We start from the raw sequence: 15,416 nt of genomic DNA on the forward strand, positions 1-15,416 counted from the left end.
AGGAAATATTAATGATTCAATTACAAGACATCGAACAAGCGATGACAGTTAAGTTAGATGACTTTTTACCTGAAAAAACTATTTTTCAAGAAGGCATTCGCCGCGCACCTGATCGCGGATTCCGTTTAACAAAAGACCAGACAGAACTCGCATTAAAAAATGCATTGCGTTACATTCATCCAAAATATCATGAAATCGTGATTCCAGAATTTATAGAAGAGTTAAAGACACGTGGGCGTATTTACGGTTATCGGTGGTATCCTAAGGAAAGAATCTATGGCAAACCAATTGATGCATATAAAGGTAAATGTACTGCCGCAAAAGCAATGCAGGTAATGATTGATAATAACCTTGATTTTGCTGTGGCGCTTTATCCCTACGAACTTGTAACTTATGGAGAAACTGGTCAGGTTTGTTCCAACTGGATGCAGTATCACTTGATTAAAAAATATCTCGAAATCATGACAGAGGAACAAACATTGGTGATTGAATCAGGTCACCCTTTGGGCCTTTTCAAATCAAAAAAAGACGCTCCCCGTGTGATTATCACGAATGGATTATTAGTTGGGGAATACGATAATATTGATGACTGGGAAATTGCCGAAGAAATGGGAGTAACCAATTATGGACAAATGACCGCTGGCGGCTGGATGTACATTGGTCCTCAAGGAATCGTTCATGGCACGTTTAATACCCTTTTGAATGCTGGTCGTTTGAAACTTGGAATTAAAGATGATGGCGATTTAGCTGGAAAACTGTTTGTTTCCTCTGGACTTGGTGGGATGTCTGGCGCTCAGGGTAAGGCTGGAGAAATCGCCAATGCAGTGGCAATTATTGCTGAAGTGGATAAGTCACGAATCGATACAAGATTAGAACAAGGATGGATTTCTAATCTTGCGGAAACTCCAGAAGAAGCAATAAACATTGCTACAAGCTATCTAAATAAAAATGAAAAGACTTCAATTGCCTATCACGGCAATATTGTCGATTTATTGGAATACATTGACCAAAATGATGTACCAGTTGATTTACTATCTGATCAAACCTCTTGTCATAATGTGTACAATGGAGGATACTGCCCTGCTGGCATTACGTTTGAAGAAAGAACAAAACTATTAGCCACAAATAGTGAAAAATTCCATCAGCTAGTGGATGAAACATTGAAACGCCATTACCATGTAATCAAGTCGCTTGTTGCAAAAGGCACCTATTTCTTTGACTATGGTAACTCTTTCATGAAAGCAATCTATGATTCTGGCATTAAAGAAATCTCAAAAAATGGGATTGATGATAAGGATGGCTTCATTTGGCCATCTTATGTTGAAGATATCATGGGACCAATGCTTTTCGATTATGGCTACGGTCCATTTCGTTGGGTGTGCTTAAGCGGTAAACACGAAGACTTGGTCGCAACAGATCATGCTGCAATGGAAGTGATTGATCCGACTCGCCGTTATCAAGACCGAGACAATTACAACTGGATTCGTGATGCAGAAAAAAATCAATTAGTCGTTGGTACACAAGCTCGAATCTTATACCAAGACTGTATGGGGCGAGTGAATATTGCACTTAAATTTAATGAATTGGTTCGAGAAGGTAAAATTGGTCCTGTTATGCTAGGACGTGATCACCATGATGTTTCTGGAACAGATTCTCCATTTCGTGAAACATCAAATATTAAAGATGGAAGTAATGTTTGTGCCGATATGGCTACACAATGCTACGCCGGAAATGCTGCTAGGGGGATGTCTTTGATTGCACTGCATAACGGTGGTGGTGTCGGAATTGGCAAATCAATCAATGGCGGTTTTGGACTTGTACTAGATGGTTCAGAACAAGTGGACGAGATCATCAAGTCAGCGATTGCCTGGGATACGATGGGCGGAGTGGCACGTAGAAGCTGGGCTCGGAATGATCACGCAATTGAAACGTCCATTGAATATAACAAAATGAATCAAGGGACTGATCATATCACTATCCCTTATCTTGCAGAACAAAGCAGCATCGATGCCGCAATCAATGCGCTTTTTGATTAAATCAAACACGGATTATTTTTTCCCAGGAACTGTGATATAAGTACTTTTTAATAAACTAAACATCTGAACTGCATGATACTATTTACGGTGAAGTCGGTCTTCAGCACAATCTTAAGAGAAAGACAGTTCATCATTATAGAGAACGGATACCTTTTGGCTAGTTTATACTTCTGTCACACTTCCTTTTTTAAGTGATCTACTGAAAGGAAGCGAACCATGTACGCACCAGAAGAAATTGTTGAAATAGCAATCAAAAACGGGGCAAACAAAACAAAAAAAACACTAATAGCAAAATGTTTGTTAGGCTTTATTGGCGGTGCTATGATTTCTTTGGGATATTTAGCTTATATCCGAGTATCCGCCCCCATACCATCAAACTTTTCCGGATTAGGGACATTGTTAGGATCAGCAATTTTTCCTATTGGATTAATCGTCATTTTACTAGCTGGCGGGGAATTAATCACTGGAAACATGATGGCTGTAACAATTGCCTTTTACGATCACCGGATTTCTTATCAGAAGCTTGTAGGCAACTGGGTATTGATTACAATTACAAACATGATTGGAGCAATTTTTGTTGCCTATTTTTTTGGTTACTTTGTTGGACTGACGCATACTGATGTCTTTAGAGAACAGGTCATAAAAATAGCGCAGCACAAGCTAAACACTTCTTTTTCACAAGCCTTCATTTCCGGTATTGGCTGTAACTGGTTTGTTGGACTCGCATTGTGGTTATGCTACGGTGCAAAAGATGCGGCAGGAAAGATTCTATCTATCTGGTTTCCAGTCATGATTTTCGTGGCAATTGGATTCCAGCATAGTGTCGCTAACTGCTTTGTTATTCCCGCAGCAATCTTTGAAGGAGAAGCTACTTGGAAAGCGTTTATTTTAAATTTTATCCCTGTCTATCTAGGAAATATAGTAGGTGGTGCAGTTCTCGTATCTGGATTTTATTATCTTAGTTATTCAGCAAAAAATGCTACTACCAAAGATAACTAGCACAGAATAAAAGAAGATGAACATATGTATCCTCAATACGTATGTTCATCTTCTTTTTAAGACGTATACCTATTCGTTATTCTCCACTATAAAATAGTTCAGCACCTACTTCGCAAATGCATCTTGCCCTCCATACTTATTCTGGTGGATGATCTCACTGATCAAGTACTCGTAGATGGAACGCGGAATCTGTACACCATCTTGCTTTGCTTTCTCAAACTGTAGTTGACTGATCTCGCCTGGATAATAGACCTCTGATTGTCCTTCTACAGGCGGAATTTCATGTAATTCATTTACCATTTGATCCATCTGTTCTTTAAATGCCGAAAGATCCGTAAAGCGTTTGGGATCAATGACTAGAAACATTTGTCCTAGGCGTCTTTTTTCAGTGAGATCGGCATACATAGAAGATACATGTTTCCCGAAAGGCAGTCCTAACAGTGAACCGGCTAAAATATCCACCATCATCATCAAGCCATAGCCCTTGGCGCCAGCGATCGGTAATAATCCTTTAACGGCCGTAGGATCTGTGGTTGGTTGTCCTGTCTCGTCCACTGCCCAATTTTCTGGGATCGGCTGATTTTTGGCTCGGGCATCGAGTATTTTGCCCCACGCTTGAACGGTGGTAGCCATATCAAAAACAATGGGTTCATGTCCCGCTCGTGGCGCAGCAAATGCAATTGGGTTCGTGCCAAAGTAATTGCGGGTACCGCCAAAGGGAACTGCCATTGGATCTGATTGACACATCGCTAATGCGATCAACTCTTCTTCTGCCGCTTTTTTGACATAATAAGCCATGGTACCACTATGACTGGTTTGTTCGACACCGACATAGGCAATTCCAGCTTCTTTGGCAAGATGGATCGCAATCTTCATCGCTTCATTACAGACGTATTGTCCCATGCCATTGTCGCCATGAAAAATCCCTGTAGCAGGGCCGGTTTTCTCAAAAGATAATTTAGGCGCCAATGTGATTCCGCCTTTAGCGATCCGTTCGGCATAATAGTCCATGCGTACAGCACCGTGGGAATGGACACCTGTTGCATCTGCAATAGCTAAATGTTTCGCCGTTTCGCTGGCAGCTTCTTGCGGCAACCCAGCAGCGATCAGTTTTTTCTTCATCAATTCTTCCAATTGAGTAATAGAAAGAGTGACTAGTTCTTCCATCGTGAATCCTCCTTTAACAATAAAGGAGAAGTACCTGATAGTGACAACAGCGACTTCTCCTTTCTCTTATTGATTAAATATCTGATAGTCCAATTCATCCGCAGATTTCGCAATGATCATCGCAGAATAAACGTCTGAATTGACATTCAAAATCGTTCGCAGCATACCGACAAACCATTCTACACCAGCAAAAATCGCGATACTCTCGATTGGGAGTCCTAATTGAGGGACGACAATCGCCAGTGAAACGAGGCCAGCTCCCGGAACAACTGCATTCGCCAAGGACACGAATGTTGCAGTGACAGCCACTGTAATCATTTGGATCAAATCAAAAGGCATTTGATACATCTGGGCAATCGTCATCACTGTGATCGCCATATGCATCGCAGAACCATTACTATTTAAAGACATTCCTAGTGGTAAGACTAGATTTGTGATACGGCTGCTTAATCCCAGCTTATGTTGGGCTTCTTCCATAGCGACCGGTAATGTGATGGCAGACGAGGTAGTCGCTAATGCCATAATGGTCATATTTTTCATATTTTGGATCAAGCGCCATGGATTCACGCGGCAATAGATCATCAAAGCAACAATCCATATGGCAAGAAACGTCAGTGTGGCTAACCCATAGATTAGAAGATACTTTCCTAGAGGTAAAATGATCTGTAACCCCAAAGAACTGATCGTTGAAGCAATCAGCGCAAAGATCCCGATGGGCGCTAAAATCATGACATAGCGGATGATCGTCAGCACGACTTCATTCAAGTCAACAATGATTGTTAATAATTGCGACTGCGGATTCTTTTGCAAAAAACGATTTAAAGCAATCCCAAAAAACAGGGCAAAAACGATGATCTGAATAATCGATCCTTTTGACAAGGCATCGAAAATATTGGTAGGAATAAAATTGATCAGCGTCTCCGATGGTGAGATTTCTTGCGCTTGGACAGTGTCAGCAGCAGTTTGTGAAAAATCGATCCCTTTACCAGGGGTAAAGAAAACTGCCATTGCGACACCCCAAGCCGCAGCAAGTAAGGAGGAAATCCCGAAGACCGCGATTGTTTTCCCACCTAACCGTGTCAATTCTTTGGGGGCAATGCCCCCAACAGCCTGAATGATTTGTCCTAAGATCAATACCGGTATTGCCATTTGCATGAGCCGTAGAAAAATATCGCCAACGATTTTTAAGTGAACGCCCGCTTGTGAAAACAGCAATCCAAAAACGATCCCCAACAAAACAGCAATAACGATTTGTGTGACCATTGGTATTTTTTTTATTTTCACCTTGATCCCCTCTTTATTTGCGGAGTATAGTCCCTACCTGTTGATCAAGTACAGCTAAATTTTCAATTGAGGTAATGATTGCTGTCCTTGACGCATCCTCGTTTACAAAGCCGATGGCTGCCTGGATCTTCGGTAACATACTGCCAGCAGCAAAGTGTCCTTCTTCAATATACTGTTCTGCTTGCTCGACAGTGATTTCTTTGAGAGCTTGTTGGTCTGGTTGATTGTAGTTAATGTAGATATTATCAACACCCGTTAAAATAATCAGACGATCTGCTTGGACATTGTCTGCCAAAACCTTGGCTGCAAAATCTTTGTCATTGACTGCTTCCACGCCAACATAGTGCTGATTTTCTTGATAAACAGGTACCCCACCACCTCCAGCACAAATCGTGATTACCCCGGCATCGACTAGGGTCTTGATCACGTCTTTTTCGACGATTTCTTGTGGCATCGGAGAAGGAACCACTTTTCGGTAGCCCCGTCCGGCATCTTCTTGATAGACACCCCCGGTTTTAGCCATCGCTGCTTCCGCTTCTTCTTTATCATAAAAAGGACCAATCGGTTTCGATGGTTTCTGGAAAGAAGGATCGTTTTTATCCACTCTGACTTGTGTGATTAAAGAAATCACGGATTGCGGCACACCCCGTTGGGCAAATTCATTGGTTAGTGCATGTTGCAACCAATAGCCGATACTTCCTTGCGTCATCGCAACACAGGTATCCAATTTCAGCTGTGGATTTTTTTCGCTTTCAGCAGCTCTTTGCTGAAGCAGCAAATTACCGACTTGTGGGCCATTTCCATGACACAAAATCACTTGTTCGCCTTTTTCAACAAAATCAGCAATATATTTGGCTGCTTGAGCAACTACCGCTTTTTGTCCACTATCACTAGGGTCTTTATCCAAAATGGCATTTCCGCCTAGTGCGATCACATTTAAACTCATTTTACTGTCTCCTTCTCATTTTCCTTCGCTAATACGGCAAATATTCCTAATCCGATCAGCAGCAACACACACGATAAGTAAAAACCGACTTGCATTGATCCTAATGAATCTGCTAAAAATCCTGTGACATATGGCGCGAGGATCGAACCAGACATTCCGATGAAGTTGTAGGCACTAAGCGTCGTGCCTAACGCTCCGGCTGGTGCATTTTTCGTTACAAATGTCACCACGATTGGATCAAGAGCAAGCTTGCCCGTCAATCCATACAAAATCAACACGGCGATCAATATCGTGCGGTCTGTAACAAAGGCAATCGCAAAAACTGAAAGTGTCGCAAGGGGTACCAAGAAATACACCAGTTTTTTCGTTGCTCCTGTTTTGTCGTTCAACCGAGCAAAAATCAAGGCACCAGGAATCGAAGCCCATGGGACGAGAGAAGCAATAAATCCAACACTTGCTCCTTCAAATCCACGTTCTGCGATCAAAAATTGTGGTAACCATGTAATGATAACAAAATTTGCATAAATGCTAGTAAAACATAAGATAAAGGCAGCCACTAAATTACGATTAGAAAAAATTTGTTTAAGAGAGATTTTTTCTTTTGGTCCTTCTTCTTTAACCACTTTTTCTTCATCTTCAGGACGGATGACTTTCTCTTTCAATACCGTGTAAAACAAGATACCGAGAATCAATGTTGGGATCGCCATGATAAAGAATGGTTTGCTCCAATGATCGCCATTATCCAAAACAAGTTTACTTGACAATAGATACCCGCCAGAAGTCCCAAAAGCCATTCCGCTGTTGATAATCGCATTCCCAACGGTTCGTTTGTTATCTGGAATCGCTTCTGTTGATAACGCGTATTGAGGCCCATAATACGCACCTTGACCGATACCGGCAAGTGCGCGAATGACTAAAAACAAGACAAAACTCGTAGCTAATCCACTGAAATACGTGGTCACGGCCAGCAGTACAAACCCAATGGCAATGACTAGCTTTCGACCGATTTTGTCCCCAACGATCCCAAAAGGAATTTGGGCGATGGCATAGGTCAAGAAGAAGATACTATTTGCTAGACCTAGTTGCGTATTGCTTAAATTGAATTGTTCTCCGATCACACCCATGATTGGATTAAAGATCGTCCTTGTGGCATACATTAAGATCCAACCCACAAAGAAAATGGCAACAACTTTTTTCCAATAATTGTTACTTACTTTTTCAGCTGGTCGCTGGTTGATAGATTCCATGATTTCTCCTCTTTTCTATTCTAAAGTGATTGATTCCAATGCTAGCAGCATGCCAAAACACAGATCAATGCCCGATGAATGGCCGATTTTCATGACATCCTTTACATCTTTTTCGATCAGCTGCTGATCTTGGCTTTTCAAATCAGTCAATAATCGATAGATCAATGAATTGACATAACCTTTGATAGAGGCGGAAATATAGGCTTTACTGACATCAGTAGTAGACAAAGGAACCGCTAGAGCAGTTGCTAACTTCTCCACTGGTTGGTCAAAGGCATAAAGCATTGCTTGGTAAGCAACCAATAGATCATCTCCGCTAGGTGTCAATCCCTTCCCTCGGCCAATTAGATAAGCAGTCACTTGCTGCCAATCTGGCTCGGGATGCCGCAACGCTTCAAAAATTTCTAAGGCTCGTTTTTCTAAAGGAAGTCCAATTTTTTCTACTAAATTTTGCTGGGTCAGTATTTCTTTTAAGCTGTTTCGCTCCGCTGCAGTGAAGGTAAGGTCCTTCACTTGCAGCGAAACAAAAGCAACATCTGTCAAAGGCAAAACAATCGTTCCTTTGGTACTATAAAATGTCAAACTATGACTACGTATCTTGACTAAATTTCCCGGCTCCACATAAGGCATGATTGCCCGAAACTGTTCTTCAGGTAAATACATCCCAAATCCTGCCAGATAGCTGCGGTAATTATTGATGTTGATCAACTGTTCATTGACTTGAATATTAAATGAACGATCAAATACACTATGGATTTTCCCCATTCCTCCAAATTGCTGGATCGGAGACAGGTAATCACTCGCAACGATTTTTTCAGTCAACGTCGATCCCTAGTTTCTTCGCATAAGCTGTTAGAGCATTTTCAAAACAGCCTAGAGGTGCTCTAACCGTTCCCGCACCAACTTGTCCTACTCCAGCTTCTTTGTGGGCGATTCCAGTATTGATCACTGGTGTGATCCCTGTTTCGACTACTTTTCGAATGTCGATTCCTAAACATGTTCCTTGGAAGTCCCATGTTGGGATCGAAAATGTCGAATTGTGTCCCAGACAAATTTTTGCCATTTCATTCGATGTTTCCAAGGCATCTTCAAAACCGCCGGCACCGACAAAACGCGTCACGCCTGGTGCAGCAACCATGGCCATTGCCCCAACACCGACGGTTTCCGTAATGGCGCTGTCTCCGATATCAGGATTACCGTCTGCTTCAGTAAAGCCGGTAAAGTACAGACCTTTTGGCGTATTGACCGGGGCAATGTGCCATTCGTCCTCTGTTTCTGCGATACGAATCCCAAAATTGACACCGTTACGGGTCATCGTTGTCACTACTGTCCCTTTTGTTTCTGAACGAGCACCGTCAACGATGGCCTTACCGGTAGCCATCATGATGTTCAAGAAGAATTGATCAGTATCTGCTAAGAACTTGATAACTTCGTACTTTTGATCTTCCGGAATATCTGTTTGAATGATTAGTGGCGAAATTTCTTTCAAGAAGTTCAATGAGGCCGCAATGTTTCGTTGGTGGAATTCATCCCCCATCGTGATCGAACGCGCGATCAAGACATTCAAATTGATGCCTTCTTCTGTCAACTGCAATGCTTTAGCGATCGTCGGTCCTAAAACATCTTTGATCCAATCCAAGCGATCAATGACTTCTTGGGAATAAGCACCAAAACGTAACACTTTGCCGATACCCTCGTTCAAAATACAGTAAGCACGATTTCCTGTCAGACGATTTTCAACCACAAAGACAGGCATGTTTGCAGAAGTGATTCCACCCATCGGGCCAACAGCTTGTACATGATGACAAGGCATGAAACGAACTTCTCCGCTTTCCAACAACCGGCGTGCTTCTTCTTCATTCGTTGCCCACCGTTCAAATAACGCCGCGCCAATACAAGAACCTTGCATCGGTCCAGTCATTTCTGACCACTCGATTGGAGGTCCAGCATGTAATAACGTTTTTTGCTGCTCATTTAGTTCAGCAATGACTGTTTTAGCAGGTACCACATCGATCAAGAAAGGTTGCGCATTCTTGATTTTGTCTGTCACTTCTTGGTTGTCCGCTGCAATTTGATCCTCAAAATCTTCCAGTGCATCCAGAATGCGAATCATTTTTTTATTGCCGCTCGCTCTAGGACGCCAGTTAAATTGCTCCGTTTGTCCACCATATTGCAAGATCGATTCATTAAAACTTTGTAAGCCGACATTGATGATTCGCGGTTTTGTTGTCAATAATTCCATCACTTGCTCACTAACCGTTGGTACATCAATCGTTGTCCCCGTGTAGTCTTCCACCGCTTTATCTGCTTCTGACATTTCGACACCTTTTAACAAGAGTGCTAATTGAACAGCTTTCGCGTTGCTTTCTGCTACATAAACCCCCGCTGCTTTCAAGCGATCGACTGCATCTTGATAATTTTGCGGATCTTTCGTGGTTCCGCAGACTGTAGCCACGAAGTAAAGATCACGCCCAGCTGTTTTAGCTGTTGTTTGTGCTGCTTCGATGGCAGGTAGCAATGCTCCGACCATATCTTCATGTGCACCGTAACCTAAAACCACGTCGAACAAAATAATTCCTGTTTGTTCATCCTCTGCATACTCTTCGATTTTTTGAATCCGTACCTCTGGATCGATCATTGGATGAGGTTTTCCTTGCGTATAAATATCATCGCCTAAATCGATCACATCGTAGCCGTGAGAATGCAAAATATATCCTTCTTGCTTGACTAAACCTTCTAAGTTCAACGCTTCCGAAATCAACATGCCCGCTTCAGCAGCTAGTGTGCCGCCAGAATAAAGGCCTTTAACAACTTTGTCTTTGTCTAAAGTGGATACGTTTGGTTTGTCCAATTTTGTAAAATAATTCCGTTTGACAGCTTCTTCATTTGCTAAATCAACAGCGATTTGTGCAGTTTCTTCCAATGTGTGTGCCAAGTAAACTTTTCCTTCATGGGCTTCAGGTTTTTCACCTAAGAAAATAGCAACGACTGGCTTGCTGATGCTTTGAAGCAATTGAACGACTTCATCCCGCACTTCTTTTGCAGGTGGCTTCGAAATGACACAAATCACATCGGTTGGTTCATGATTTTCCAGAGCGACGATCGCATCTTTCACAGTGATGGCTCCCACCTTATCACTGAGATCACGTCCACCAGTTCCGATTGCATGTACTACCCCGCCACCTAGACGATCAATGATCGTTGTGACTTCTTGGATCCCTGTCCCTGATGCACCAACTACACCAATATTTCCAGGTGAAACCACATTGGTGAAGGCAATCGGGATACTAGAGATGATCCCTGTTCCGCAATCTGGTCCCATCATTAATAGTCCTTTTTCATGTGCTAATTTCTTTAAGCGAACTTCATCTTCAATAGCTACATTGTCCGTAAAAGAAAAAACATGCAGACCATTCTTCAAAGCCTTTTCCATCTCGGCTGCGCCATATTCTCCCGGAATACTGAACAACGCCACATTGGCATCCGGCAAAGCAGTCAGTGCTTCTTGCCAAGAAGCTGCAGCAGGTTTCTCTTTGTCGTCACCTTTAGCGGAAAGATCAGCTAGAAAGGTATCGATCGCCGGTAAAACTTCCTCCATGATTTGCTCGTCTTCACTGTCGACAACGATCATCATGTCATTCGGGGAAGCAGCTTCTGCTTCAGGCGTCAGCAAGCCAGTGTTATTTAAAATATCTTTGTTTGCGTCTGTCCCCATCATGATCTGACTCATTGTCACGCCATCAAGATCATTGATCGTATTCGTCAACAACATGAGATTGATCGAATCTTGATAGTTGTTCTTTAAGATCACTGTGTTTAACATTTGTTCTCCTCCTTTTCTTATATTTTTATTCTAACGTGACTTGTTTGCGTTTTCATTGGATAAAAGTCTAAAAAAATGCTATACTTTTTATCCAAAAGGGGAAAAAGGAGAATCTTATGCAATTAAAAGAATTGATTGAGCTGCCGCTTTTCAAAGATAGCAAGACACTGACTGGCACGATTGGTTTAACAAATCCAGTGGCCTCTGTCATGGTGCTTGAAGCCATCGATATTGAAAAATGGAGTAAGAAAGATCAGTTGATCTTGACTTCATTCTATGCCTTCACGGATCTTTCTATGGATCAGTTGCGTGTTTTTTTTGAAAAGATGCAGCAGATTGGGGTCAGTGGGTTAGTCGTCAAAGTCGATCGCCTGATTCCAATGATTCCTGAATGGATCATTGGTCTTAGTTTTGATTATCAGATCCCATTGATCAAAGTACAGCAAGATGTTAGTTACGAAGCAATCATGTTGGCGGTTTATGAACCGCTTTTGAATCACCAAACACATCTCTTGCGAACCTACTATGAGGTCCGTCAGCGTTTCATGAAGGTTGAACGCAACCATTCGTCCTTTGAGCAGATCATGCAAGAGTTTTATCAGTTGATCGAAAAACCTTGTTCATTACGGATCCCCCATTTGGATGTTCAAGTTGCGATCGGTCAATCCTTTAAGAATTATGTAGTCACAAAGAGTGAACCAATGAAAACCATCGAATTCACAAAAAATCATTATGAATATCTAGAGCTTTTTTCTCATGAGAACAATCAGTATGTCACTGCAATCAAAGTGGATATCATCAACCCATTCAATGACTTATGTACATTGATCGTTTATCAAAAAGATTCTCAGATCCCCGAAGCAAAGGTCATGATTATCGAGAATGTCGTAGACGTTATTTACGAACGGCTGCAAATGGAATATCTTCTAAAAAAAGAGCGCTATAATCGGATGAACAATCTGGCCGAAGCCATTTTGCAAAGTACACCGAATAATTCCGAAGAATTAGCTGCATTGCTGCAAGAGGCACAATTAGATCGTTATGATTACTACCAAGGAATTGCTTTTGCCTCCAATACCTTTAAAGATAAGCAAAGAAAAATAGCTGTCCTGCACAAATTACGGGCATTGAAAACTGCCCATGTGTTTTTTGAGCATCATAATTATTTAGTCGTCCTGTATAATTTTCAGCAGCTAGCCCAAGAAATCAGTAAAAAGAACTTGGAAAAACAATTTGAAGTCTCTCTCTTATCAGAAGAATCTGCTTGCTTAGCAGTCAGCGAAGTCTTCACTAAAGAACATATCAAGGAAATCTTGCCCCAATGTCTCGATGCCATTCGCTTCAACCGCCAGTTCTATCTAGGACCGATCTTAACTTACAGTGATTTAGGAATCTTTAGCTCCTTTATCAAAGAAAATCAGCTGGAACGACTGCAGCAAAGCATTCCCCCAAAGTTGTACCAAATGTCAGAAGAAGACGAGGAATTATTCACTACTTTCTATACTTTTTTTATCAGCAACCGCAATTACAAGAAAACTGCCGAGGCTCTTTTTCTGCATTCGAAAACGATTCGCTATCGTCTCAACAAAATCGAGCAGTTGCTGGAGATTGATTTGACAAATCCTATCCAATTGGTCAATTATGAAATCGGTACGTATTTATTAGAATTGAAGAAAAGGAGTCGTTTATAAATGAAAACAGACTTTTTATTATCTACCGGTGCCTCAGTTAGTCTTTACCCTGCTGATTCCATTGAGCAAGAGAGCTATCTGATTTACTTGCATGGCGGCGGATTCGTTTACGGCAGTCGGCAGGATATTCCCAAACCATTGATCGAATTGTTTCATGAACACAACTATACGATCCTATCTATGGACTATTTGTTGGCACCAAACAGTTCACTTTCTGAAATTATTGCCGCTACCTGGGAGAATTTCTTGGAATTAAAAGCGAAAGTAATCAAGGAGCACCCTTATCGAATCTGCGGTCGTTCAGCGGGAGGGTATTTGATGATGGCACTGACGAAAAAAATTTTTGCTGAAAAACTGCCAATGCCCGAAAGCCTAATTAACTTTTATGGCTATACAGACTTAGCTTTCATTGAAACTTCTCGTCAGACGACTCAACCACCATTGTCTGAGTCCCTTCTGCCAAAAAACGAGTTAACAGAGAAAGTATGGGATGATCCCCAGTTTCAGCGTTATCTCTTTTATATTTATGTACTTCAGCAACAAAAATTGACTGAGGTATATGGCATTTCCTCCAATCAGTTGACGGATTATGCGCTCCCAGCGGAAGAGCTACAACTCTTTCCTCCTGTTTTTAGTACAGCCAGCAGTACCGATGAAGAAGTCCCATTTCGCTATAGTAAGGCATTAAAGAAAATTCCAGATAGTAAATTTATAGCTGTTTATGACCTGCCGCATGACTTCCTGAAAGAAACAGATGATGACCAAGTCCAAATGGTTTTTTCCCGTTTAAATACCTGGTTAAATGACCACTGACAAAAAAACTAAAACAAAATCATTTTTGACAGGCAGCAGAGTGTTATAAAAAGAACCCTCTGCTGCCTTTGATCAATTTTTCTTCTCTTTCAACTTGAAAATCAGCAAACAATGCTTACTTACACCAAGATTGCTGGTTACATGCTATACTAAAAATGATTATTTGAAAGAAAGAAGGATGAATTTAATGGAATTTGTGGGTATCTTATGCCTAATCCTCCTCACAACAACTCTTTTCTCTCATATAGCAAGACGGATTGGCGTCCCTGCTGTAATTGGGCAATTGTTGGCTGGTGTTTTATTAGGAGGTGCAGGACTTAATTGGGTACATCCAGACATTTTAGTACACGATTTTTCTGAGATCGGTGTTATTTTGCTAATGTTTTTAGCTGGTTTAGAAAGTGATATTTCTTTACTGAAACGCTATTTTCGCCCTGGAATGTTTGTAGCGATCTTGGGGATCCTCTTCCCGATGTTATTCGGCTATCTCACAGGTATCGGATTTCAAAGCAGCGGAACGGAAGCCTTCTTTTTTGGTATTGTTCTAGCAGCAACTTCTGTCAGTATCTCTGTCGAGGTACTCAAAGAACTAAATGTTGTTAATACCAAAGAGGGTTCGACGATTCTAGGCGCCTCAGTTGTCGACGATATTTTGGTCGTTTTGGTATTGAGCCTCAGCCTTTCCTTTTTGGGAGGTTCTGGTACGCAAAGCACCCCTTTGCCTGTCACACTATTTGTAGAACTTATTTATTTTGTTTTGATCTTCTTACTTGTTAAATGGATTGCGCCGTTCTTACTTTCTTTAGCAGAAAAGCTCTTTGCCAATGCCTCAGTCATCATCATGTCTCTGATCATCTGTTTAGGTATGGCTTATCTTGCTGACTTAGTCGGTTTGAGCTCTGTGATTGGTGCTTTCTTTGCCGGGATCGCTGTTAGCCAAACAAAAGTCAAAGAAGAAGTGGAACACAGTGTAGAAGCATTGGGATATGCCGTGTTTATTCCAGTATTCTTTGTTAGTGTCGGCTTAGAAGTAGACTTTTCTTTGTTGAATGAGCAATTACTCTTTATCTTAGCCTTTACGGTAGTAGCTATTTTGACTAAACTTGTCGGAGGCTTTGCTGGCGGAAAAATCGCTCAGTTCTCCAACAATAGTGCTTGGATGGTTGGTGCAGGGATGATATCTCGCGGCGAAATGGCTCTGATTATTTTACAAATCGGACAACAAAATAACTTGATCACACCTGCTCTTTATTCACCCTTAGTAATTGTGGTTTTATTGAGCACACTGATCTCCCCACTGATTTTGAAATATTTTACAAAAAAAATCTATTGATGCAATTCGTAAAAGGCAAAACACCTTCTCAACTGAATTGAGAAGGTGTTTTATTGTATTTAAAGCAAAAAAACATT

The 15,416-nt window shown here is 41.5% G+C and carries 11 protein-coding genes; 5 read left to right on the top strand and 6 right to left on the bottom strand.

What is annotated here, in order from left to right:
* Positions 1–11 precede the first annotated feature (11 nt).
* Both FE005_RS00650 and FE005_RS00655 read left to right on the top strand, forming a co-directional pair.
* Positions 12–2,036, top strand: a complete 2,025-nt coding sequence (locus tag FE005_RS00650) for a urocanate hydratase (protein WP_003125719.1) — start codon at positions 12–14, stop codon at positions 2,034–2,036.
* A gap of 216 nt (positions 2,037–2,252) precedes the next feature.
* Entirely contained in the window at positions 2,253–3,035 is a 783-nt protein-coding gene (locus tag FE005_RS00655) for a formate/nitrite transporter family protein (RefSeq protein ID WP_138371123.1), read from the top strand.
* 105 nt (positions 3,036–3,140) lie between these two features.
* Here FE005_RS00655 and allD read toward each other — a convergent pair whose 3' ends face one another.
* The 6 genes from allD to fdrA form a co-directional block, all read right to left on the bottom strand.
* Positions 3,141–4,202, bottom strand: a complete 1,062-nt coding sequence (allD, locus tag FE005_RS00660; RefSeq protein WP_081131575.1) for an ureidoglycolate dehydrogenase — start codon at positions 4,200–4,202, stop codon at positions 3,141–3,143.
* Between the two features lie 66 nt (positions 4,203–4,268).
* A complete protein-coding gene (locus FE005_RS00665) occupies positions 4,269–5,486 on the bottom strand; it encodes a dicarboxylate/amino acid:cation symporter (protein WP_113849376.1) in 1,218 nt (405 codons plus the stop codon).
* A 13-nt stretch (positions 5,487–5,499) separates the two neighbouring features.
* Positions 5,500–6,432 (bottom strand): carbamate kinase, encoded by a 933-nt coding sequence (gene arcC / locus FE005_RS00670; RefSeq protein WP_138371124.1) that lies wholly within the window; start codon positions 6,430–6,432, stop codon positions 5,500–5,502.
* A complete protein-coding gene (locus tag FE005_RS00675; protein ID WP_060814492.1) occupies positions 6,429–7,679 on the bottom strand; it encodes an MFS transporter in 1,251 nt (416 codons plus the stop codon). Before FE005_RS00675 ends, arcC begins: the two co-directional genes overlap by 4 nt.
* 15 nt (positions 7,680–7,694) lie before the next feature.
* On the bottom strand, positions 7,695–8,501 hold the full coding sequence (locus FE005_RS00680) for a DUF2877 domain-containing protein (RefSeq protein WP_138371125.1): 807 nt from the start codon (positions 8,499–8,501) through the stop codon (positions 7,695–7,697).
* Positions 8,494–11,502: a DUF1116 domain-containing protein gene (gene fdrA, locus FE005_RS00685; protein ID WP_103301027.1), complete on the bottom strand. Its 3,009-nt coding sequence runs from the start codon at positions 11,500–11,502 to the stop codon at positions 8,494–8,496. Before fdrA ends, FE005_RS00680 begins: the two co-directional genes overlap by 8 nt.
* Before the next feature lie 116 nt (positions 11,503–11,618).
* Here fdrA and FE005_RS00690 point away from each other — a divergent pair, with 116 nt between their 5' ends.
* The 3 genes from FE005_RS00690 to FE005_RS00700 all read left to right on the top strand — a co-directional run bounded on the left by FE005_RS00690 (position 11,619) and on the right by FE005_RS00700 (position 15,339).
* A complete protein-coding gene (locus FE005_RS00690) occupies positions 11,619–13,193 on the top strand; it encodes a PucR family transcriptional regulator (protein ID WP_081131580.1) in 1,575 nt (524 codons plus the stop codon).
* Positions 13,194–14,006 (top strand): alpha/beta hydrolase, encoded by an 813-nt coding sequence (locus tag FE005_RS00695; protein ID WP_138371126.1) that lies wholly within the window; start codon positions 13,194–13,196, stop codon positions 14,004–14,006.
* A gap of 187 nt (positions 14,007–14,193) precedes the next feature.
* Positions 14,194–15,339: a cation:proton antiporter gene (locus FE005_RS00700; protein WP_005470619.1), complete on the top strand. Its 1,146-nt coding sequence runs from the start codon at positions 14,194–14,196 to the stop codon at positions 15,337–15,339.
* Positions 15,340–15,416 lie beyond the last annotated feature (77 nt).

The sequence above is a fragment of the Enterococcus sp. M190262 genome (genome assembly GCF_005843965.1).
Lineage (GTDB): Bacteria > Bacillota > Bacilli > Lactobacillales > Enterococcaceae > Enterococcus_D > Enterococcus_D gallinarum.